Origin of the sequence: Rhizobium sp. BR 317 (assembly GCF_047445835.1) — a bacterium.
GTDB classification, from domain to species: domain Bacteria; phylum Pseudomonadota; class Alphaproteobacteria; order Rhizobiales; family Rhizobiaceae; genus Rhizobium; species Rhizobium paranaense.
Window position 1 is genome coordinate 1 of record NZ_JARWLB010000006.1, and the last position, 22,787, is coordinate 22,787.

19 protein-coding genes are annotated in these 22,787 nt (G+C 58.9%); 10 read left to right on the forward strand and 9 right to left on the reverse strand.

Annotation, left to right across the window (positions count from 1 at the left end; genetic code table 11):
• Positions 1-501: 501 nt before the first annotated feature.
• The 5 genes from QD357_RS11240 to QD357_RS11260 all read left to right on the forward strand — a co-directional run bounded on the left by QD357_RS11240 (position 502) and on the right by QD357_RS11260 (position 5,123).
• On the forward strand, positions 502-1,278 hold the full coding sequence (locus tag QD357_RS11240) for a hypothetical protein (protein WP_245407510.1): 777 nt from the start codon (positions 502-504) through the stop codon (positions 1,276-1,278).
• Between the two features lie 187 nt (positions 1,279-1,465).
• Entirely contained in the window at positions 1,466-2,659 is a 1,194-nt protein-coding gene (locus QD357_RS11245; protein ID WP_245407509.1) for a patatin-like phospholipase family protein, read from the forward strand.
• Positions 2,660-2,974: 315 nt separating this feature from the next.
• Complete coding sequence (locus QD357_RS11250) at positions 2,975-3,781, forward strand: hypothetical protein (protein ID WP_107109392.1); 807 nt, start codon at positions 2,975-2,977, stop codon at positions 3,779-3,781.
• Positions 3,782-4,002: 221 nt separating this feature from the next.
• On the forward strand, positions 4,003-4,791 hold the full coding sequence (locus QD357_RS11255) for a DUF2092 domain-containing protein (RefSeq protein ID WP_107109391.1): 789 nt from the start codon (positions 4,003-4,005) through the stop codon (positions 4,789-4,791).
• Positions 4,788-5,123: a hypothetical protein gene (locus QD357_RS11260; protein ID WP_107109390.1), complete on the forward strand. Its 336-nt coding sequence runs from the start codon at positions 4,788-4,790 to the stop codon at positions 5,121-5,123. The genes QD357_RS11255 and QD357_RS11260 overlap by 4 nt, the downstream gene beginning before the upstream one ends.
• A 61-nt stretch (positions 5,124-5,184) precedes the next feature.
• Here the strand turns inward: QD357_RS11260 and QD357_RS11265 are convergent, their stop codons facing one another.
• The 4 genes from QD357_RS11265 to QD357_RS11280 form a co-directional block, all read right to left on the reverse strand.
• Positions 5,185-8,343 (reverse strand): efflux RND transporter permease subunit, encoded by a 3,159-nt coding sequence (locus QD357_RS11265; protein ID WP_414124342.1) that lies wholly within the window; start codon positions 8,341-8,343, stop codon positions 5,185-5,187.
• 40 nt (positions 8,344-8,383) lie between these two features.
• Positions 8,384-9,661 carry an efflux RND transporter periplasmic adaptor subunit gene (locus QD357_RS11270; RefSeq protein ID WP_414124343.1) on the reverse strand — a complete coding sequence of 426 codons (1,278 nt, stop codon included), beginning with the start codon at positions 9,659-9,661 and terminating at the stop codon, positions 8,384-8,386.
• A gap of 170 nt (positions 9,662-9,831) precedes the next feature.
• On the reverse strand, positions 9,832-10,392 hold the full coding sequence (locus tag QD357_RS11275) for a DedA family protein (RefSeq protein ID WP_107109387.1): 561 nt from the start codon (positions 10,390-10,392) through the stop codon (positions 9,832-9,834).
• Between the two features lie 32 nt (positions 10,393-10,424).
• Positions 10,425-11,555 carry a calcium:proton antiporter gene (locus tag QD357_RS11280; RefSeq protein ID WP_107109486.1) on the reverse strand — a complete coding sequence of 377 codons (1,131 nt, stop codon included), beginning with the start codon at positions 11,553-11,555 and terminating at the stop codon, positions 10,425-10,427.
• Between the two features lie 959 nt (positions 11,556-12,514).
• Between QD357_RS11280 and QD357_RS11285 the strand changes: the two genes are divergently transcribed.
• On the forward strand, positions 12,515-13,555 hold the full coding sequence (locus QD357_RS11285; RefSeq protein WP_107109485.1) for an MBL fold metallo-hydrolase: 1,041 nt from the start codon (positions 12,515-12,517) through the stop codon (positions 13,553-13,555).
• Positions 13,556-13,598: 43 nt separating this feature from the next.
• Here the strand turns inward: QD357_RS11285 and QD357_RS11290 are convergent, their stop codons facing one another.
• Both QD357_RS11290 and QD357_RS11295 read right to left on the reverse strand, forming a co-directional pair.
• Complete coding sequence (locus QD357_RS11290; protein WP_107109386.1) at positions 13,599-14,489, reverse strand: amino acid ABC transporter substrate-binding protein; 891 nt, start codon at positions 14,487-14,489, stop codon at positions 13,599-13,601.
• Between the two features lie 120 nt (positions 14,490-14,609).
• A complete protein-coding gene (locus tag QD357_RS11295; RefSeq protein WP_107109385.1) occupies positions 14,610-15,470 on the reverse strand; it encodes a haloalkane dehalogenase in 861 nt (286 codons plus the stop codon).
• A 76-nt stretch (positions 15,471-15,546) separates the two neighbouring features.
• On the opposite strand from QD357_RS11295, the gene QD357_RS11300 reads away from it, so the two are divergent.
• A complete protein-coding gene (locus QD357_RS11300) occupies positions 15,547-16,035 on the forward strand; it encodes a MarR family winged helix-turn-helix transcriptional regulator (protein WP_107109384.1) in 489 nt (162 codons plus the stop codon).
• A gap of 150 nt (positions 16,036-16,185) precedes the next feature.
• On the forward strand, positions 16,186-16,872 hold the full coding sequence (locus tag QD357_RS11305) for an isochorismatase family protein (RefSeq protein WP_107109383.1): 687 nt from the start codon (positions 16,186-16,188) through the stop codon (positions 16,870-16,872).
• 36 nt (positions 16,873-16,908) lie between these two features.
• Here the strand turns inward: QD357_RS11305 and QD357_RS11310 are convergent, their stop codons facing one another.
• Positions 16,909-17,640 (reverse strand): dienelactone hydrolase family protein, encoded by a 732-nt coding sequence (locus tag QD357_RS11310; RefSeq protein WP_107109382.1) that lies wholly within the window; start codon positions 17,638-17,640, stop codon positions 16,909-16,911.
• Positions 17,641-17,852: 212 nt separating this feature from the next.
• Here QD357_RS11310 and QD357_RS11315 point away from each other — a divergent pair, with 212 nt between their 5' ends.
• Positions 17,853-19,382, forward strand: a complete 1,530-nt coding sequence (locus QD357_RS11315) for a S10 family peptidase (protein ID WP_414124344.1) — start codon at positions 17,853-17,855, stop codon at positions 19,380-19,382.
• On the opposite strand, the gene QD357_RS11320 is transcribed toward QD357_RS11315, so the two are convergent.
• Positions 19,383-20,897, reverse strand: coding sequence for a mechanosensitive ion channel family protein (locus QD357_RS11320; protein ID WP_414124345.1), 1,515 nt, complete (start codon positions 20,895-20,897; stop codon positions 19,383-19,385).
• Between the two features lie 71 nt (positions 20,898-20,968).
• Positions 20,969-21,694, reverse strand: a complete 726-nt coding sequence (locus tag QD357_RS11325) for a FadR/GntR family transcriptional regulator (RefSeq protein WP_107109379.1) — start codon at positions 21,692-21,694, stop codon at positions 20,969-20,971.
• A gap of 132 nt (positions 21,695-21,826) precedes the next feature.
• Here QD357_RS11325 and QD357_RS11330 point away from each other — a divergent pair, with 132 nt between their 5' ends.
• Positions 21,827-22,777, forward strand: a complete 951-nt coding sequence (locus tag QD357_RS11330; RefSeq protein ID WP_331371032.1) for an aldose 1-epimerase — start codon at positions 21,827-21,829, stop codon at positions 22,775-22,777.
• The last annotated feature ends 10 nt before the right edge of the window (positions 22,778-22,787 follow it).

The window sequence follows — 22,787 nt, forward strand, 5'->3', positions numbered from 1 at the left end:
GCTCTCATAACCTGAAGGCCGCAGGTTCAAATCCTGCCCCCGCAACCAATCCAGCTTCCTTCCACACAACAAAGCCGCCAAAGATCACACACAAAGCCCCACACGGGGCTTTCTGCGTTTTTAGGATGCCGTCGCGGCGACGATATCAAATGGCCCTCGCCAACATAAAGACGCGCCCGCAGCACAGACACCCAGCGTCCAATGGCGCCGCTCCGAACAGGCACAAGTAACGGTCAGCGCCGCAGCCCGGCGTTACCGCATCCAGCCGAACCATCGTCCGACACACAGATCTAGCAACAACATTTCTCACAAATGTCATTGCGAGGAAACATTCAGACATTCTCGACTGCCGGCAATCATCTAAACATCGAGGCTCCATTCAGAGCGGGGACCGCTCAATCGCTTTAGTCAATTCTGACGGACAAAAACATTTATTGCGGAGCCTGATTGCCGATGTTTTTCCCAAATCTGTGGCGGCGAGAACAGCTAAGGCATGTTGTCGTGACGACCTTTCACGAAAAGGGTTATCGCGACTATGGGAAAAGATGCATTGAGACCTTTCTCAAGCATTGGCCCGAGGACATTACGCTCTTGGTCTATGCTGAGGATGTTGATGTCGAAGAGAAGGATTGCAGGCTTCAGATCTTGGATCATAGTGAAGCTCTCCCGCGGCTGCTCGAATTCCGCCAGGCGTTTGCCGACAATCCGCTAGCCAACGGAATTTGTTTATCCGGGTCCAGTCTGCAACGTGATTATCGGTGGGATGCCGTCCGCTTTTCCAACAAGGTCTTCGCCGTCACCGATGCGATCCGGCGATACCGGAAGACGGTTGATCAGTTGATATGGCTGGATGCCGATACGGTCACCCATAGGGACGTTCCGCGAAGCCTAGTCGACAGAATTGCGCCGAGAGGGGAGCAGCTTGCCGCCTACCTTAATCGTCGGATTTACCCCGAATGCGGATGGGTGGGGTACAATTTGCACCATCGGGAAATATTGACCTTCGCGGACCGTTTCGAACGCATCTACTCGTCCGGCTATTTTCTGGCGATGAAAGAAAGCCACGACAGCTTTGTCTTCTGGAAGATCGCCCAGCAAATGGAGCAGGACAAGGAAGCAAGGTTTAAGCTGCTGGGTTCGAACCGCGCAAAATCTCATGTTTTCATCAACAGCGTCCTGGGTGGCTACATGGATCACCTGAAGGGTGACAGGAAAGCGGCGGGCAAAAGTCACAAGAGCGATTTGACACGGCGAAGGCGGGAAGACTGGTGGCGGTAATCAACCGCTTCCAAGAACGCCAAAGACGCTTCGTCTCATGAAATTGAACTGCCAAAACAGTTAGATCGCCTGATCTCGTCATTTTACGAACGACTGAACCACTGCTCTGTCGCTGCGGTAGGGCCGCCTCTGCAGCCATCAATCCGGGCTGTCGAACGATCCTGCAAATTAACTCGGAGAACCGGAGTTGCCCGTCCTCAAAGGAAATTGTCGTAACATATTCCTTTCGGTGATGATGGCGTCCCTGTTCTTATCGAGCTGTGTTGCAACCACGCGCCCGCAATATGACCAGGTGCAATCGACCCTTGCCGAGATACCGGGATTCCCGAACGTCAGGTCCTATCTTGATCAGGATACCAAGTCGCTTGAGGATGCGTTTGATCTGCAGCCGGCTGCGGCGCAGCGAAACTATCTGATGATTTCCGGCGGTGGCGCTGCGGGGGCTTTCAGCGCTGGTGTGCTATCGGCCTGGACGAAAAAGGGATCGCGACCGGAATTCGATGTCGTCAGCGGCGTCAGCACAGGTGCGCTTATTGCGCCCTTCGCATATCTCGGCTCATCCTATGACGACCTGCTGAAAGACCTGTACACCAGCGGCGTGGCCAAGAGCCTTGTCGACCGGAGATTGTTTCCAAACAAAATGCTCAGCGAAAGCCTTCTCAGAGGAGAGGTGCTTCGCAACATGATACGACGCTACGTTACAGCGGATATCCTGCAGCAGGTTGCGAAGGAACATATGAAGGGCAGGCGGCTATTTGTGCTGACCTCGAATTTGGATTCCCAGCGCGCAGTGATCTGGAATATGGGCGCCATTGCGGCCAGCCATCAGCCGGGTGCGCTCCAGCTCTTCCAAGATGTGCTCATCGCATCGGCAAGCATTCCAGGCGTCTATCCGGCCGTCTTGATAAAAGTGCATGCAAATGGTCACGACTTCCAGGAGCTCCATTCGGACGGAGGCTCCTCGTCGCAGATTCTTACATTGCCGTACGCGGTCCTTGCGTCGGCAAACCATCCGCCTCGGCAGAAGCGAGATCAATTCAACCTATATGTCATCGTCAATAACGCTCTGATCCCCGAATTTTCGAATACGAACGGCAGCACCTTGAATGTGATGGCAAGGGCATATTCCACCTTGGTCAAGGCGCAGGAACGAGATTCTCTAATGGCCCTGTACGGCTATACTCGTCGGACTGAAGCCAACCTCCATGTGGCGTCGATAGATTGCCAGCTTCCCTACGATATGACCGATCCGTTCAACGAACCCTATATGCGTTCAGTGTTCGATCTCGGCACACGGGAAATGTTGTCGGACGCCTTATGGAAAGACGAGCCCTTGTTTACGGTCGCTGCATCTCCACACGCTGGTCGCTGTTCACAGTAACGTCTGAGCTAGTCCCCGAGGCAGACACATCTGGCCGCGCTATATGGATTGCCTATCAAATTTGTTGGTGCAGGCGCAGGCAGGGAGAATGCTATAGATTTTGAAATTCCCATTGAGTGAGTGATTACCGCCAAAGGACTATACGTTGCTAGACTACCTCTTCGCGAATATCTCTGGTATGGTAACTCAGGAGTAGTCGCGATGCCTCTGCATATCGGCCGCACGTAGCTTCCATTTCATCCTTTTTTCGATCTCGTTACTTCGGCTGACAGGTTTTGCGATAAGCGCGAAAGTTTTTCTTTTGTGGGGGAGACAATGGGGAAATCTGCGTCTTTTCTGGCGGCCGCCCCGTGTGGACGGCAATACGCTCTGTCGGCATATACGATGCTTTGCGCCTTGCTATGGGTGTTCTGCCTTTCTGCCGGCGTCGCTCATGCGCAACAACCGACCGATGCGCAGCGCAGTGCTATCAAATCGGCATGCCGTTCCGATTTCATAGCACAATGTTCAGGCGTGACGCCGGGCGGCAAGGAAGCGCTGACCTGCCTGCAACAGCATAGCGCGACGCTTTCTCCCGCCTGCCGTAGCGCCGTATCGGCTTTGGACGGGACCAAAAAGAAGTCCAGTGCTGCTACGCCCGCCGAAACGCCGGCAACGGCGCCGGCGCAATCCAGTGCGGCCGCCGCTGGTACGCCAGCGGCCCAGCCGACACAGGCGCAGCGCAATGCGGTGAAATCGGCCTGCCGGTCTGATTTCATGGCGCAGTGCTCGGGTGTGACGCCGGGCGGTTCCCAGGCGCTTGCCTGCCTACAGCAGCACAGTGCAACTCTTTCCCCATCTTGTCAGCAGGCAGTTGCGGCTCTGGGAGGCGCTTCGGCGCCCGCGGGTGCTGCACAGGCGCCGGCAGGGGGTGGCGCGGCGGCGATGCCCGGTGCGCGTGCAGGGATGCCATCTTTCTCACCGCGCGAAGAATTAATCGTCCTGCATCGGACGTGCGGGCCGGACTTCCGCGCTTTTTGCCGCTCCGTGCCGCTCGGCGGGGGCAGGGGTATTGCCTGCCTGCGGAACAATATGCAGCGGCTGTCTCCCGTATGCCAGAGGGTGTTGACCAGCGGGTTATAGAGTGTCGCTTCTCTCCGAGTGTCCCGCTTCAGGCGAATTCACCTTCAAGCGGATAGGATTTTTGTGCGTTCAAAGGAACGCGTGTAGCTCCAACGTCGCGGTCCACGGTCTTCAGAAATCGCAGACCGACATTTCATGGGAACTTGAGCGATACGGGCCTGCCGAGACTGGCAGCCTGCACATTCGATGGATCAACGATGACCCAAACGAAAGGTGTTGCCATGTCATCGATTTCGTACCTTCAGAAATTCAAACGACTGCTGATTTTAAGTTCTTTCGGCCTCTGCTGCGCCTTGCCCACGGCGGCATGGGCGGATGACGCCAAGGATCTTCTGAAAGCCATGTCCGACTATCTGGCGGCGCAGAGGACGATGTCATTTCATTATCAATCCTCGCTCGAGGCAGTGACGCCGGATTTTGAGAAGCTGCAGTTCGTCAGTTCCGGCACTGCCAGCCTGACGCGTCCCGACAAGCTCAGGATCACGAGGACCGGCGGGTTTGCCGATGTGGATGTAAGCTTCGATGGTTCGACACTGACTGTGCATGGCAAGAATCTCGATGCTTATGCCAAGATCGATGCCAAGGGGTCGGTGGACGACCTGCTTGACCGGCTGGTGGGTGCCGGTGTCGAGGCGCCGGGCGCGGACTTGCTGTCAACGGATGTCTACGGTCTGCTGATGTCGGATGTGACCGTCGCCAAACATATTTCCAGCGCCTTCGTCGACGGTGTCGAGTGTGAATATCTCACCTTCCGGACGCCTGAAATCGACTGGCAGATCTGGATACAAACCGGAGAAATACCGATACCGCGGCGCTACGTCATCACCAGCAAGCACGTCGCCCAAGCACCGCAATACACGTTGGAGATCAGCGACTTCAAGAGCGGCTCCGATGTGGCTGCCGTTTCCTACAACATCGATATTCCGACCAGCGCGAAGAAGGTCGATCTCAGCGAACTCCAGTCGCTCGATGAGCTTCCTGCGCCTGCCGATGCGGGAGAAAGCAAATGAGATTTCCAAGATTATTGCTCACTGCGGGCTTGGCGGGCGCTTTCCTTTTCGCCGATGTCAATGTCGAGCCGGGCGCATTGATGCCGCTGTCGTTAGATTTCGCCACACCCGCCGGCGCCGTCATCGGCCGGCCCTTGACCCCGCTTTCCTATGCCGGTGTCGCCCGCAGAACGACGCGCCGCGTTATCGTGGGAACGCCGTCGACCACCGTCATTGCGGTATTGCCGCCGGGCTGCGTTTATGGAGCCTATTATGGCGGCTATTACTACCGTTGCGGATCTGGCTATTATGCCAAGAGCGGCGGCGCCTATGTTCGAGTGGTCGTGCCGTAGAGCGTGGCGCATAGCGCTGGCTGATCGGATAGTTACATCCGCATCCAGACAGCATCTGCCCTCAGTCCGCGGCTTGCGAAACCGGCTGCGTGACTGTTCGGCGTTTCCTATGTTCTTCGATACGCTGCAACACGACATAAAACGAGGGAACGAAAAGCACGGCAAGACAGGTCGAGGCGATCATGCCGCTGAAGACGGATATGCCGATCGACTTGCGGGCGGATGCGCCGGCGCCTGTCGCAAGTACCAGCGGCACGACACCGAGGATAAAAGCGAAGGATGTCATCAGGATCGGCCGGAAGCGCAAGCGTGCCGCCTCGACCGCCGCATCCAGAATTTCCATGCCTTGTTCGCGTTTCTCCCGCGCATATTCGACGATGAGAATAGCGTTTTTCGAGGCAAGTGCGATCAGCAGGATGAGGCCGATCTGCGTGTAGAGGTTATTGGCGACGCCGGCAGCGCTCAAAGCTGCCACCGTCCCAAGCAGGGCGAGCGGCACCGCCAGCAGCACCGCCAATGGCAGGATCCAGCTTTCATATTGGCCGGCGAGCACGAAATAGACGAGAAGCATGGCAAGGGCGAAGATGAAATAGATCTGACCGCCGACAGCCTTTTCCTGATAGGACAGGGCAGTCCATTCGAAGCCAGATCCGGGCGACAGCGTGCGGTCGGCGATCTGTTCCATGACATCGAGCGCCTGTCCGGAACTGAAGCCTTTGGCGGCTCCGCCGACGATCGTGGCGGTCGGATAGAGGTTATAGAGGCTGATGAGGGATGGGCCTTGCATGCTGGTGACATCTATCACCGTGCCGAGCGGCACCATGGTGCCGTCGCCGGCCCTGACCTTCAGGTTGCGGATATCGTCGGGGCGAACACGAAAATCGGGAGATGCCTGCACATAGACCTGGAAGGTGCGCCCGAATTTGTTGAATTGCGTCACGTAGCTTGATCCCACGTAACCCGAAAGCGCTGAGAAGACTTGTCCGACGGTCACGCCGAGCGTCTCCGCCTTGATGCGATCGACGGTAACGGAGAGCTGTGGAACATCAGCCCGGAAGGATGTGCTCAGCCGCTGCAGCGCCGACTGCGCATTGCCGTTCTTGACGATGGTATCGGCCAGACCCTGCAGCAGTGGAAAGTCGAAATTGCCGTTCCGGATCTCGACTTGCATGGTGAAGCCATTGGCATTGCCGATGCCCTGGATCGGCGGGGGCACGACCACCAGCGTCTTTGCCGTCAATATATTCTGCAGGGCGCCGTTCAGATGTTCGTAGATCGACAGCAGGTCCTGTCCCTTTTCCTTGCCGCGGATACCCCAATCCTTGAGGATGACATAGGCGACGCCGGCATTCGGCAGGCTCGCGCTGTTGTCGAGAATGGAAATGCCGCTGATGGTCAGCACCTGGTCGACGCCGGGCGTCTGTTGCGCAATCTTGCCGACCTGTTCCATGACTGCATCGGTGCGCTCCTTCGAGGCGCCGTCGGGAAGCTGGGCGTTGATCAGCACGTAGCCTTGATCCTCGACCGGCAGGAAGGCGGTCGGCAGGCGCGTGAGCCCCCACACGGCAACGCCAATCAGCGCCAAGGCAACGAGGACGGCAATGCCGCTATGATGAACCATGCCGCTGATTAGCCTGGCATAGGCATGTTCTGCCCGATCGTAGACCCTGTTGAAGCCGCGGTAGAAAAAGTTGCGCCTGTCGGGCGGCACAGGCGGGCGCAGCCAGAGTGCGCATTGCGTCGGCTTGAGCGTCATTGCATTGATGGCGCTGATGAAAGCGGTCGCGGCAATGACGAGTGCGAATTGCTTGTAAAGCTGGCCCGTCAGACCGGGGAGGAAGGCGGCTGGAATGAACACCGCCATCAGGACGAGTGTGATGCCGATAACGGGGCCGAACAGCTCGTCCATCGCTTTTTCGGCGGCCAGTCTGCCCGGCATTCCTCCCTCGATATGGCGGGTGACACCCTCCACGATGACGATGGCGTCGTCGACGACGATGCCGATGGCAAGAACAATGGCAAACAGCGTCGAGAGGTTGACGGTGAAGCCGAGCGCCGCCATTGCCGCAAAGGCGCCGATGATCGTCACCGGAACGGTTGTCGCCGGCACGAGCATTGCGCGCCAATCCTGAAGAAAGACGAGGATGACGACGAGCACTAGGATGCCGGCTTCCACCAGCGTTGTGTAAACTTCGTCGATCGAGGCCGTCACGAACTTGGTCGTGTCGAACGGAACTTGATAGGTAAGGCCTGGCGGGAAGCTCTTCGAGAGCTCTGCCATCTTGGCGGCGACGCTTTTCGCGACGGCAATGGCGTTTGCTTCCGGTAATTGGAAAATGCCGATGCCGGCTGCAGGGTGCCCGTTCTGCATGAAGGACTGGCTGTAAGTCTGGGCGCCGAGCTCGACGCGACCGATGTCGCGAATGCGCGTGATGCGTCCGCCATTCTGCTGGTCGACCTTGACGATGATATTCTCATAATCGATGGCGTCGTTCAGGCGCCCGCTGACGTTGAGCGTATATTGGAAATCCTGGCCGGGCGGCACGGGCGGTATGCCCACCTGACCGGCCGTCACTTCCTGGCTCTGTTGTTGCACGACGTTGATGATGTCCTGCGGCGTCAGGCCGCGCGCTTGCAGGAGGTCCGGGTTCATCCAGATGCGCATGGCATATTGGCCGGCGCCAAACACCGAGACATTGCCGACGCCGGGCAGGCGGGCCAGCTCGTTCTGCAGGTTGATCACGGCGTAGTTGGACAGGAAAAGGCTGTCATACCGGCTGTCCGGCGAGGTGAGGCTGACGAATTCGAGAATGGACGTCGATTTCTTCTGTGTCGTGACGCCCTGTAGCTGAACGGCTTGCGGCAGCGAAGGCATGGCTATGGCGACACGGTTCTGCACGAGGACCTGCGCCTGGTCGGCGTTCGTGCCGATTGCGAAGGTCACTATCAGGGAATAGGTGCCGTCGCTGGCGCTCGTCGACTGCATGTACAGCATATTCTGCACGCCGTTGACCTGTTGTTCGATCGGCAGTGCCACCGTATCGATGAGGGTCTTCGCGCTCGCGCCGGGATAACGCGTTGTCACCTGTACCGTCGGCGGGACGACATTTGGATATTGCGCGACCGGCAATTGGAAGAGCGCGACCGCGCCGATGAGGACGAAGACAAGCGCCAGAACGTTCGCGAGCACCGGCCGCTCGATGAAGAAGCGCGAAATCATGCTGTCCTCCTCGGATATTGGCGTGAGAACGAAAGCGAGTTCATGGCGTGTCGGACTTGGCCGTATCAGACTTTGTTGCGTCAGATTGGGTTGTGTCGGCCTTCTGCGCATCGGGCTTGGGCACATCGATTGCGAGCGCGCCATTGTTCGACGTGCTTGCTGCTGCGACCGCGTCCAGTGCGACTTTCTCCGGTGCGACCTTGTTGCCGGGGATGGCCTGTTGAATGCCTTCCGTCACCACCCAATCACCGGCGTCAAGCCCGGATTCGATGACGCGCAGAGGCCCTTCGCGCTGGCCGGTCTTCACCAGCTTCTGCTCGACGGCGTCATCTTTTCCGACGACCAGCACGTAGCTGCCCTGCTGGTTGGTGCCGATTGCATCGTCCCGCACCAGCAGCGCCTTGTCGTCGTGCCCGACGGGAACGCGCACACGTACGAAAAGACCCGGGAGAAGGGCGCGTTCCTTGTTGTCGACGATGCCTCTCACGGACAGAGTGCCGGTGGAGGAATCGACCTGCGGCGCGGCATAATCGAGGTGACCCTTGAAGGGATAACCGGTCTCACTCTGCAGGCCGATTTCAAAGGGAATGGTCGGAAGGTCGGTTTGCCTGAAGGTGTGACCTTCTTTTGCCATGGCCTGCTTGATCATCAGCACCTGCGGCTCGCTGACGTTGAAGTTCACGTAGAGCGGGTCGGTTTGGACGATGGTCGCGAGCTTGGTCGGGCCGGACACGCCGACGAGCGCGCCGACATCGACGAGATGGGCGGTTACGATGCCATCAAAGGGTGCCAGCACCTTCGTATATCCGAGATTGATCACCGCAAGATCGAGACTCGCCTGGGCATTGAGGATGGTTGCGTTTGCCTGATCAAGCGTCGCCTTGGCGCTGTCGAGGGCCGTCTGCGTCGTGACGCTCTGCTTGCTGAGATTGAGCTGCCGCTGGTATTCCTGATTGGCACCGACCTGCGAGGCCTGGGCAGAGGCAAGGGTTGCTTGCGCCTGATCGACCTGGGCTTGGTAGGTATTGCGCTGAAGGCCGAAGAGCTGGGTATCCTTTGTCACCGGCATGCCATCCCGATAGTCGATCGACTCGACGAAGCCCTGGACGCGCGCTTCGATATCGACGGAATTGATTGCCGCGGTATTGCCCGTCAGTTCGAAATATCGGGTGACGGTCTGCTGCAATGGAAGCGCTACGCGCACCTTCGGCGGCGGCGGGGCAACATATGTATTGTTACTGCCGTCGCATGCTTGAAGGGAAATCGTGCTGAGAAGCACGACGCAAAATTGTAGACCTTGAGAAAATCCTCCACGCATTCCTGACACCCCCCATACTTGCGAGTTCCAGTCTTCATGCGCACCTCGCCGGCGGCCAAAAGGCGCCGATGGATCAAGGTATGTGACACTATGAAGCGGCATTGCTGAAAATTGCAATAGCCCCTTGATCTGCAATTCGTATGAGCTTCACCGGTGAAGGCCGACGCTGATTATGCAGGCCGGCGGCTCTTTCGGAATGTCATCATGATAAGAAGCAGGACGACAATGATCCCGGCGGCAATCAGGACGTGGTGGTGAAGCGGCAGATGGCCGAACGTCTGCTCGATGCCCTGTCCGAAGAGATAGCCTATTCCAGTGAAGAGCGATGCCCACACCAAGGCTGCGACGGCGTTGATCATGACGAATTTTATCGCTGAAACGCCGGACATTCCGATGGCGATGGGACTGATCGCTCTCAAACCATAGATGAACCGGAAGGAAAAGATGAAGCCGGTGGGATGGCGCTCCAGAAGATGCGTGACGCGTGCGAATGCCGGTTTCGCGATGATTTTCTGGACGCGCGGATAGTGCCGGGCATAGCGGCCGATGAAGAAGAGCGTCTGGTCCGCGATAAAGGAACCGGCGCAGGCGGCCCCGGCAGCGTCCCAATAGGTCATGAGGTGGCGATGCGAAAACACACCGCCCAGGATCACCATGGTCTCCCCTTCGATGGCGGCTCCCAGGAAAATTGCCAGCAGGCCATATCTTGCGATCAGAAGCTCGATGGTCATGTGGGTGGCCCTGGACCAGGATGATGTCAACCTTACTGCTGAAAGATGAGCAGCACGTAAGACAGGAAAAGGACGAGGTGAACGGCACCCTGCATGACATGGGTCCGGCCGCTGGAGAAGGTGATGATGCTGACGGCAAGCGTCAGGATGAGCATAACGAGATCGCCGCCTTCAAGTCCCAATGTCACGGGATGCGCATAGAGATGACTGACGGCGAGCATGGCTGGGACGGTTATCCCGATCGTCGAGAGGACCGAACCCAGGAAGATATTGATCGAACGCTGCAAGTGGTTGGCGGCGGCGGCGCGCACGGCGCTGATGGCTTCCGGTGTGGCGACCAGCACGGCCATGACGACACCTCCGAAGGCGACAGGGGCGCGCAAGGTTTCAATCACGTAATCGATCGGCTTGGCGAGTTCTTCGACCAGGAAGACCACCGGCCCCATATAAGCGAACAGCATAACGGTATGATACCATATCGCCTTGCGGCCGGGACGGACGGCTCGTTTGACGGGTGCTTCGCCCTCCTCGGCAAAAAAATGGTGATGACGGCCCGCCTGAAGCATCAGGAATATGCTGTAGAGGCCGACTGACATGATTCCGAGCACCACCTGTCTCGGCGTGGAAGGATGCGGGCCTCCGGTGCCGTATAGAAAACTTGGCAAGATCAGGCTTAGCGTCGCCAGAGGCACGATAAGGCCGAGATAGGCGTTGGCGCCCTGCAGATTGTGGGACTGCTCCGGTCGGCGCCAGCCGCCGAACAGCAGCGATAATCCCACCATGCCGTTGAGGATGATCATGATCACCGCAAAAAGCGTATCGCGGGCAAGGGTAGGATTGTTCTCGCCGTGGATCATGACGGCGGAAATGGCCATCACTTCGATCGAAGTAATAGCGAGCGTCAGGATCAATGTGCCGTAAGGCTCCCCAAGTCGTTCCGCGAGGTGGTCGGCATGGCGGACAACCGAAAGCGCGGAACCAAGCACGGCGGCAAAAAGCCCGAAGAAAGTTATTGCGAGCCAAACCGGGTCCGACAATTGCCGAAACAGGTCATCTTCGGAGCTGATGATCACCAGGCAGGTCAGAATGCTGATCGCCAGAAACCATTCCTCGCGGAAAATACGGGTCAGCCCGCGCGGACGGAATGCCAGACTGTCCGTCATCGGAATGACGGCTCTGCGGAAAATTGTAGCTGCGAAGCGATAGTCGATGCCATCATGTCCCCCCAACCCACGTTGCCGGATGCCTACAAACAGCGTGAAGCGTATCGCCTGAGTTCAAAATTCTACACGTCTTTGCCGCTTTCTGCGAGATCGGCCATTGATCCGCCGATCAAGGCGCGTGCCGGCAACTGCATCGCGGTAGATCATGCCCCTTGATGTGGCGGTTGTCTTCTCCGCAAAAAGGGCGAAGAGCGGCGTGATGTCCCGCCCGTAGGACTCGAGGATTGCCACAGCTTTTTCATGCGCACCGTACCGCATTGGTCGGAACTGACCTCGTGCGGTTCGAATAGTCCTGATTTATTACCGCCGCTCCCTTCTCATATCTGAGGGAGCTTTCCCCCCTTGCCCCGCCTCATCCGATTGGCGGGGCTTTTTCATTGGGCGGCACACAATGCTTTCATCTACATGTCAGATGATAGTGTAATATCGCTCTATGCTGTCACATAGGCGATAAATTTAGGTAAATTTATTTAGCTATTGACGATATTTGATTATCGTTTAACTTCAATTCGTTGGATATTTGACGCCCGCCTGTCACCGCTTAGCAGGTGGGCGCTTTTTTGTTTTATGGGCGCGCGAAAGTATTATGATATTATCATGATAATTCTTGAAGCACCTCTCTATCCCCGCCAAAGTGGCGGGGTTTTYTTTGCCGATCGTTGCAATTCGGTCATGCCGGCAGATTCGATGACKACTGTTTTTGCCACCTCATTCAAAGTCCTGCTCGGCTTCCCTTAAGTTAAGCGCGTTCCTGCAAGAGAAAATCCAAGCATCAGTGCAACGCTTTCTCCGGGAAGATTTCCGTCATCGTTTGTCGTTGCCTAAATTACTAAAACGGACAATAACTATACCAAGGAAAAGATTTGATCCTGGGCAAGACTTGCGCAAGGGAGCCGCAGATGATCTTTCGCCAGCTCTTCGACAGTGTATCCGGCACCTACACTTACCTCATCGCCAGCCGGCGGGGCGGCGAGGCGCTCATCATCGATCCCGTGCTCGAGAAAGTCGATCGCTATCTGCAGCTCGTGCATGAGCTTGACCTCAAGCTGGTCAAGGCCGTGGATACGCATTTGCATGCCGACCATATCACCGGATTGGGTGCGCTGCGCGACCGCACCCATTGCATAACAGTGATGGGTGAGCAGACCCTTGCCGATGTCGTTTCCATGCGCGTGGCGGAAGGCGATCGGGTCTCTATCGAAGGTTTGAGCCTCGACGTGCTCTATACGCCGGGCCACACCGACGATTCCTATTCCTTCCTGATGGGCGGCCGTGTGTTCACGGGCGATACGCTCCTCATTCGCGGCACCGGCCGCACCGATTTCCAGAACGGCAATCCGCTTCAGCAGTACGATTCGATCTTCAACAAGCTTCTGAAATTGCCGGACGAGACGCTGGTCTATCCGGCCCATGACTATAAAGGCGATACCGTTTCAACCATCGGCGAGGAGAAGATGTTCAATCCACGCCTCAAGGTTCGGTCGGCCGACGAGTATGCCGACCTCATGAACAATCTGAAACTTCCCAACCCGAAGATGATGGATGTGGCTGTGCCGGCCAATGTGCATGTCGGCTTTCATCAGGATGAGATCGCGCGCAAAGGCTGGGCCGTCTCGGCGGCCGAGGCACTGGCGTTGCGCGGCCGTCCGGATATCGCGATCGTCGATCTGCGGGAGAGGGGCGAGCGCGAAAAGCACGGAACGATCCCAGGCTCGCTGCACGCACCCTATCCGGATTTGCTGGAAAACCTCAGCGACGGCGGCATGCTGCATGAGTTGGCAGCGGCCACTGGCAAGCGGATCGTGTTCTATTGCGCCTTCGGCGAGCGCTCGGCGATGGCCGTACAAGCGGCCCAGGACGCTGGCCTGACAACCGCCTGCCACATCGAGGGCGGCATCGCCGCCTGGAAAAAAGCGAATGGACCGGTGGCCACGCTGTAGGTGAGCACCATGGAGGTGCTTGCCGTTCAGACGACGGCTGGCCCTATTGCGGAACGGACTGCATCAATATTTCGCTACGCAGAATAGGCGCCTCGTCTCCGAAATAGGTCTTCAGCAATTTCGGAAAATCATCGGATTGATAGAATGCGGTGAGCGCCTGGTCGACGAGAAGGCGGAAAGCGGAATCGTCGCGCCGTAATGCGATGCCATAGGGTTCATGCGTGAACAGGCGGTTGCCGATCGCGAGGGCCGAAGGATTGCGCGCATGAGCGGCGAGGCTGATCAGAAGGATCCGGTCGGCGAAATAGGCGTCGATCCGATGGTCTTCGAGGGCTTTGAGCCCGTCCTGATGCGTCGCGAAATCGGCGACCCGGGTCTTCGGTACATCGGGACCGAGCGCTTCTCGTAGCGTCGCGCCGGTGGTCGTGTCGGAGCGGACGCCGATGGTGCTCGCTGAGGGGGATCGCGCGTCGACCGCACGAACGGGGCGCTTGTCGAGGAAGAGTATCTGCAAATATTCGGGCGAATCCTTGCGCAGCAGCGCGCTCGCACCAGTCAGGAAGATCGGCTGGGAGAAATCGACGCTTTCGCGCCTAGCGAGATTGATTGTAGTGGCGCCGCAGAGAAGGTCGATCTGGCCGTTTTTCACCGCGTTGAAGCCGTCGGCAAGTGTGGTTTCGACATATTCCCGCTTGGCGTCGGGAACATTGCGGCCGATTTCATCGGCGATCTTGCCGCAGAGATCGATGGCGTATCCCGTGGGGCTGCCGTCCTTTTTCTGGAAAGAGAACGGTGCCTCGTCGGCAATATAACCGATCCTCACGGCTCCCTTCTGAGCGATAAGGTCGAGCGCTTGCGCAGCGGCGGCTATGTATGCCGAGACGCAAAGGATGAGGCCTGCCAGAACCGGTCGTCTCATGCATTTCGCCAGCATGATCTTCATCTCCGAAAGAATGTGGGATCACAAGCGCTTAGGCGGAGATTATGGTCTGGGTGTCATTTGTCAACGATGGATTGTTTTTGAAAAGTTTCGCCGCAAGCGAGAGCGGATCTCCTAGCGTAGTTGGTGGCGATCCACCCATCGGGAAATGGCGGTGGCAATTGCCTGGGGTTGATCCTCTGGCGCGACATGGCGGGCCGGGCCGCAATTTTCGATATCCAGATTGGCGACGTTCGCTTGGCACCAGGCCGTCATCTTCTCCCCAATCAATAGGGTTTCTGCCGGGCCGTCGAAGGTTAGAAGCAGTTTCGGGACATCCGCGCTCGCCGCCAGCCAGGCGTCATAGGCTTCGATCCGGGTGACCACATCGGCGGGTTCGCCTTCGATCGGCATTGCGCGCGGCCATTCCAATAGCGGTCGCCGGCTTTCGCGGGTTGGGTAGGGGGCGCGATAGATAGCATGATCCTCGTCGCTCAATCCATTGAGGACGGTAGCCGGCAGCGCCTGCTCGATGAAGAAATTCTCGTCAAGAACCTTGGCCTCGCCGGTGGCCGGCGAGCGCAGCGCCTCATAACGCGGTCGCGCGTTCGGCAGGTTGTCCCAGGTCAGCGGTCGCATGATGGTTTCCATGAACGCGATGCCGCGCACCCGGTGGGGATTGCGGGCTGCCCAGTCGAAGGCCAACGCGCCACCCCAGTCGTGGCCAACCAGCACGACGCCGGTAAGTTCAAGTACGTCGAACCAGGCGTCGAGATAGCGGGCGTGATCGGCGAAGCGGTAGGGGATATCCGGTTTGCCCGAGCGGCCCATGCCAATGAGATCGGGCGCGAGACGGCGTGCGGGTGCCCCGATGTTCGGAGAGACATGTCGCCAGAGATGGGAGGAGGTGGGATTGCCGTGGAGAAAGACGAAGGGTGTTCCAGTCCCTGCATCCTCACAGAAGATCGTTGAATCCAGCACATTGATGGAGGGCATATGGGGTATCCTCTCTTCAGCGGAAATGGTAAGGTGCCTGTCTATCTATCATAATAGTCAGGAGCCTGTCTACATCATGGAAAAATGCGCTCCCTCTCATCCGCCCCTCGGCTTATTACTGCGCCTCATGCATCAGCATTGGACACAGGCTGTCGAAGCGGCGCTGGAAGAAGCCGGGTTCGGCGATATTCGTCCATCGCATGCCAACGTCTTTACCTTTGCCCGCCCAGAGGGCATTCAGGTCAGCGAACTCACCAAGCTCGCCCATGTGCGCAAGCAGACGATGACGCAGGCGGTCGAGGAACTCGAACGGTTGGGCTATGTCGAGCGCCGCCCAGACCCCAACGACCGACGCGGGCGGCTGGTGTTCCTCACCGAACGCGGTAAGGGCGTGCGGCCGATCGCCATGGCGACCGGTCGTCTGGTTGACGAACGCTGGGCGGAAATTGCCGGCTCGGAAGAGATCGAACAGATCAAGAATGCTTTACAAAGATTGCTCGGCAAGCTGCAGCGCGGCGACACCACGATCGGGCCTGGAGAACATGGGGAACAGGCCGGCTCCTAAGTCGGTCGTCCGCATCAAGTTCCCGCCTTCGGATGTTCCGTCCGACAACGCCGGGATCACGAAGAGTTTCGTTATCAATCTCCGAGGTTTGACCTATCTAGGTTGCAGCGTCGGGCCAACGGAACCTATGGAGTTCAGAAGAGCGATTTCATGAGACATATCGGTAGTATGGTGCAAAAGGCAGCCTTCGCTTTCGGCATTGGCTTCATTGCTTTGAGCGTGGCCATCGGCCCCTTCGGCACAACGCCGGCTTCCGCCCAGACCATCATCGACGATTGGCAGAAGGTGAAGCCGCCGGCGGCGCCGGAATTGAAGCCGGTGACAGTCGATCCCAAGACGACGGCGTTGCTGATCCTCGATTTTAACGGCGCGCAGAACCCGGCCAAGGGGCCGTGCAACAAGAACACCAAACCGCGTTGCCTCGCCTCCGTGCCGAAGGTCAAGACGCTGCTCGATGAGGCCCGTAGCAAGGACGTGCTCGTGGTCTATAGCCTCGCCGGTGCGGGCGAACCCCAGGACATCGCCACGGATCTTGCGCCGCTGGCAAGCGATCCGATCGTCAAGTCTGGTCCCGACAAGTTCATCGGCACCAATCTCCGCAACATACTCGCCGATAAGGGCATCAAGACCGTGATCGTCACCGGCACGGCGTCCGAAGGCGCAGTTCTTGATACGGCAACCGATGCGGCGCTGAACGGGATGAACATCATCCTTCCCGTCGACGGTATGTCGTCCACCGAGCTCTACGGCGAGCAATATGTCGCCTGGCACATGGTCAATGCGCCAGGCGTTTCACAGAAGACGACGCTGACCAAGATCGACATGATCAAGTTCTGACAGCCGCCTTCCTCTCTTGGGAAAAGGGAGCTGACATCAAGCCAGCGTCTCTTGGAAGTGATTCAACAGGCGCTTCCAGTGCCGTTCGGCGCCGGTCTTGTCATAGACGCCGTGGTCGGGAACGGTCCAGCCATGGGCCATGCCGACATAGTTCTCGATCAGATGGTCCACACCGCCTGTGCGGAGCGCTTCGGCGAGGCGAGCGGATTGCTCTGGCGGGAAGCTGTTGTCGACGCCGGCAACGCCGATATAGACGCGGCCCTTGATATCGGCGGCCAGGCGATGCGGGCTATCTGCCGCGTCGCTGGCAAGATTGCCGCCGTGGAAGGTAGCGGCGGCGGCGATGCGGTCGGAATAGGCGGCGGCTGCCGTCAGTGCGCGGGCGCCGCCCATGCAATAGCCGACGGTGCCGACCGGTCCGGTGGCGCCGGCTGCTGTCAGCGCGTCGAGGAAGGCGGCACTGTCGCGCTTGGTCATCTCCTGCGACGTGCCGCGCAGCATCGCCATGATCACTTCGCGGGAGGCCGGATCACCGAAGGCCGTACCGTCGAACGGGCCATAGGCGCCGAAGCGATAGAACAGATCGGGCAGCAGCACGATATAGCCGCCATCGGCCAGCCGCTGCGCCATGTCGTAGAGCGCTGGGCGCGGACCCATGGCATCCATATAGAAGATGATGCCGCGCTCGGCGGAGGCGCCGTTGTCGGGGCGGAAGATGGCGGCTTTCGCCACACCATCGGCGGCGTTGATTTCAATATCGTGTTTCATCATCAAATTCCTTGCGGTCTGGTTTGAATGTTCGTTTCCCCGAGGCGGCACTTTGGCAAATGGCCTGATGGCGCTCAATGGCCTTTTGCTTTCAAAGGGATGCGGCAGGCGGATCGACGATCAACATCTCTTGAGTTTCCGCCTTCGCTGTCGGTGGAATAGTATCCGAAGCGACGGCGTCGATACGCGGGGCCGATGGAGGATGCGTTCCCATGTCTTTTCGCCAGTTCGTTCCGAGCCTTGCGCTGGTCTTTTCTCTCGTCTCGACGCTCGCCCTTGCCGCGCCGCCGGAACAGGGGCACTCCGGCGGAGGAGGTGGTGGCGGCGTTCTCTCCTTGTTGCCATCGGATGCGGTTAGCGATCATGTGCTGAATGCCGATGGTAAAAGCATTCCCTATACGGCGACGGCGGGAACGCTGGATCTCTTCGGCCAGGATGGCGAACGCACGGCAGCAATCTTCTATACCGCCTATGTCGCCAAGAATCGGGATGCCGGCAGGCCGATCACCTTCGTCTTCAATGGCGGCCCGGGCGCCGCCTCGGCCTTTCTCAGTCTTGGATTGGTCGGACCGCGCATTCTCGATTTCGGCCCCAGCGGGCGCGACGGTGCCAATGCCAAACTGGTCGACAATCCCCATAGCTGGCTGAATTTCACCGACCTTGTCCTGATTGATCCGGTCGGCACCGGCTGGAGCCGAACGGTCAAGCAGGATGATGCCAATGAGTTCTACAATATGCGCGGAGATGCCGAGAGCCTTGCGAAGGCGATCGCGCTTTATATCGCCCACCACGGACGCGCCGCCTCGCCGAAATATATTCTCGGTGAAAGTTATGGCGGGCTGCGCGCGGCGAAAGTCGCCACCAGCCTGCGGCAGGATCAGGGCATCCTGATTTCCGGTATCGTCATGCTGTCGCCGCTGATTGAAGGGCGGCTCGTCTTCGGAGCGAACGACTTAGCGCTTGGCGCGGCGCTCGAACTGCCGTCGCTTGCGGCCGCCGAACTGGAGCGGAAAAATGCCTTCAGCGAGCAGGCGGTCGAAGACGCCCAGAAATTTGCTCTGCACGAATATCTTCCAACGCTCGCAGGTCCGCCCCCGACCGGCGATGCGGGGCGCACTTTTTACGATCACGTTGCCAAGCTGACCGGCATTCCCGAAGATATCGTGGCCAAGAACCAGGGCTTTCTCAGCGGGGTGTATCAGAAACATTCCGATGGTGACGGCGCCGATATCGTCAGCTCCTACGACGCTTCGTTCCTGGCGCCGGACCCTTATCCGGAATCGGAAGCCGGCCGCAGTGATGATCCCGTCCTCGACGGCTTCGTTCGGGCCTATGGCGGTGCCTTTTCGAGCTATGCGCGTGACGAACTCGGCTTTCATACCGACATGACCTACAATCTGCTGTCGAGTTCGGTGAACGAGCATTGGAACTGGGGCGGCCGTAACGGCGGTTCGCGCCTCCATGCAAGCGCGACGGATGACATCAAGGAGATGCTGACCCTCGTTCCGTCTTTCCGGCTGCTGGTGGCGCAGGGCTATAGCGACCTCATCACACCCTTCAGCGTCAACAAATATGTGCTCGATCATATGCCGCCGGCCTTTGCCGACCGCGTGGCGTTGAAGCTCTATCGCGGCGGGCACATGTTCTACACGCGGCCGACATCGCGCGAACAATTCACCGCAGACGCCAGAACATTCTTCACGGCGCCGCCTGTGACGATACCTCCGACGCAGTCCAACTAACTAATCGTGTTGTAGCTGAAACAGATGCTTGATGCGCGAGGTCAGCGTACCGATCGGTGCGCCGTTGACCAACATGTCGCTGCTGCTGAAGAGATGGCGTTCGGCTTCGATGCGCTTCGACATGATCGTCCCTAGCTCTTCGGCGATGGAAGGACGGTCGTGCAGCAGAGGCGATAGGCAATCCTCGCCGATCTCGTAGGTCACCACGAAGGTCAGCGCGCGGATCGTGCCGACTTCGCCGGACCCCATCAGCAGGCCGCCTTCGCCGAAATAGTCGCCGGGAGCGAGCCGCGTCAATTCGATCTGCCGCTGCGCCTCTCGGCGGGTGACGCTGACAACGCCCGAACGCACGATGGTCAGCGCGCGCAGCAGCGAATCCTGTTCGGCGATGACGGCATCCTTGTGATAGGTGCGGCGCTGCATACGCGACGCCAGATGCTCCTTCTCATCCTCGGTGAGCGAGGAGAACAGCGGAATATTGTTGAGCAGCCGCCACGGCGTCCCGGGATGCTGGGCGGCATTGGCCGCCTCGGCCTGAGATTCCGACGGCATGGTGATCGCGTCGGGTGGGCCCGCGAGCTTCAACCCGCCTGCTTTGGAATGACGATAGATGAGGTCGTTGATCTCATTCTTGGCGGCCGTCATCTGCGATATGTCACGGATGCGGAAATTGAGCTGCAATTCGACAGCCTGCCCGTCGATCGAATTGATCATCACGCTGGGCTCGGGCGTCTTCTGGATCGTGTTGCAACTGATCAGCACGTTGCGCATGACATCGGCGATGACCTTCGGCTGCGTGGTCGGCTGGAGGCGGACGGTGATGGTGACGCCGTGGCTTTCGTCCGGGCTTGAGAGATTGGTGATCCGGCTTTTGGCAAGGGCGCTGTTCGGGATGACGACGAGGTCGTTGGTGCCGCTCAGCAGATGCGTGGCCCGCCAGTTGGTCTCGACGACGCGGCCCTGGACGTCATTGTCGAGCACCACCCAATCGCCCACGGAATAGGGCCTGCCGAGATTGAGCGCGATGCCGGAGAAGACGTCGCTAAGGGTGCTCTGCAGCGCAAGACCGAGAATGATGGCGAAGACGCCCGAGGTCGCGATCAGCGTTCCCACCGGTACGCTGAAGACATCGGCGACCACGGAGAGTGCCGCGCCGAGATAGATCACGCCAACGACCAGATCCTGCAGCAGCCTTGCTTCGCGTGGCTTGCGCTCAAAGATCAGGAACAGGCGCACGAAGGCGACCAGCACCCAGGCGCCGTTGATCCACCAGACGATCTTGGCAAAGCCCGTGAAGACCCGCAACGTCACCGTGTCCTGCGGCTGCGGCGGGGTCGGCTCGTAGGGAATGATGCCATGATAGAGCAGAAGCGCGGTCAGGCTGATGAAAAATGCAATCTGTCCGATCAACCGTCCGGCGCGCCGGTGGCGGAGCAGGTAGCGGCTGATGAATGTGCCGATGACCACCAAGATGCAGAACTGGACGATCGGATCGGCGAGAAGCGCAATGGACATGAGGACTTGGCCGCGTTCAGTCTTTCGGGTGGCCGGTAAATTGGCATGAACTTGGCCGCAATACCATACGGCTAACTCCGGGCTTTCCTTAACGCATACGAAATCTCCTCGCGGGCAACGCCGATCAGGCGCTCCATGGCGCTGCGGGCCTCGTCCGGGCGGCGCATGCGGATGGCTTCCAATACGTCCTGATGCATGGCGATCGCCTGTTCATGCGACGGGCTGGCACGGTTGGTCAGGCGGAAGCTGGCGAGCAGTGCTGCGCGGATGGCGGTGGCGAATTGCAGATAGACCCAATTGCCGCTGGCGCGGATGATCGCGGTGTGAAATTCGAGATCGGCCCGGCTCCAGGCCTCGCTGTCGCGGGCATTGGCCTCCACCATCTCCTCGAAGGCTTTCGATATGCGGAATAGGTGGTGAGCATCGGCGTTGGCGGCGGCTTGGGCAGCGGCGGCGGGTTCCAGCAATTGACGGGCCTCGATCAGCGAGGCGTGAAAACGCTCGTCATTGCCGAGCCGCAGGGTGGCGTCGAGCACGAGCGGATCGAGATAGTTCCAGTTTTCCCGCGGCAGCACGGTGGTGCCGGCGCGGGTACGCGAGCGGATCATGCCGAGGGCCGCCAGATATTGCATGGCTTCGCGCAGGCTCGTGCGGCTGACACCGAATTGCTCGGTCAGCTCCGTCTCGTTCGGCAGCGTCGATCCTTCCGCCATTTCGCCAGAGATGATCTTGTCGATGAAGCGCTGCAGCAGCGCTTCGCGCACGCTGCGCTTGCCGCCCTCCGAAAGCCCGGGCATTGCCGCAGTCAATTTTCCCCTTGTTTTGCCGCCGCTCACGCCGCCTCTCCGGTTGTTCCCTACGCGATCACCAAGCACGGCGATCCCAACGCGGACTCTATATAAATACTACCTATGTTGACAATAAATATGATGAAAACTACCGTCCCTGCCGAGTTCACCCATGCACATGGAGGACAAGGGCTGGAGATGACGGTGGTGGAGCTCACGGGCAGCAGCTTGACCGCACGGCTTTCCACACGCGGCGGCATCGTGCTGGGCCTCTGGTGGGAGAGAAACGGCATGCGTCTGCCATTGCTGCGTGAAGCGCGATCCGATGACGCAGATGCGCTCTCCTCCGCTTGCTATCCGCTCGTTCCCTTCGGCAACAGGGTGATGGGCAATCGCTTCACTTTCCGCGGCAAGGACTATGTCCTCAAGCCCAATACGGACTGGGATTCTCACTATCTGCATGGCGAAGGCTGGCAATCCGAATGGGCTGTTCTCAGCCGAAGCGGCAGCGAGGTAGAATTCGGCTTTTCGCATGAAGGTGATGGCACGCCCTACGTCTATGAGGTGCGGCAACGCTTCGCCATTCGTGACGATCGCTTCGACATGCATCTTCACGTCAGAAATCTTGGAGCGGAGGCGCTTCCTTTCGGCCTGGGTTGGCATCCCTACTTCCCAATGACACCTGCCACGACCCTCAAGGCGCCGGCGCGGCGGTTCTGGACGGAAGTGGAGGGCTGGTTGCCGGGAGAGGCGGCGGATATTCCCGGCGACCTCGATTTCGCAACAGCGCGCGGATTGCCGCATCGCTGGGTCAATAACGGTTTCGAAGGATGGAACGGTGTCGCGGAGATCGCCTGGCCCGAGCATGATGCGCGGCTGCATCTGACGGCGGACCGGCGGCTCAAGCACTATTTCATTTTCATTTCGGATGCCGGCTTCGATCCGGGTTTCCAGCGCGACTATTTCTGTTTCGAACCGATGTCGCATCTCGCAAACGGCCAGAACCTGCCGGACCTCGGCGATCTCACCGTGCTGGAGCCGGGCGAGGCGATGACGGCTGGCCTGCAATTGCGCCCGGAAACGATCGCCTAGCGGTTTTCAG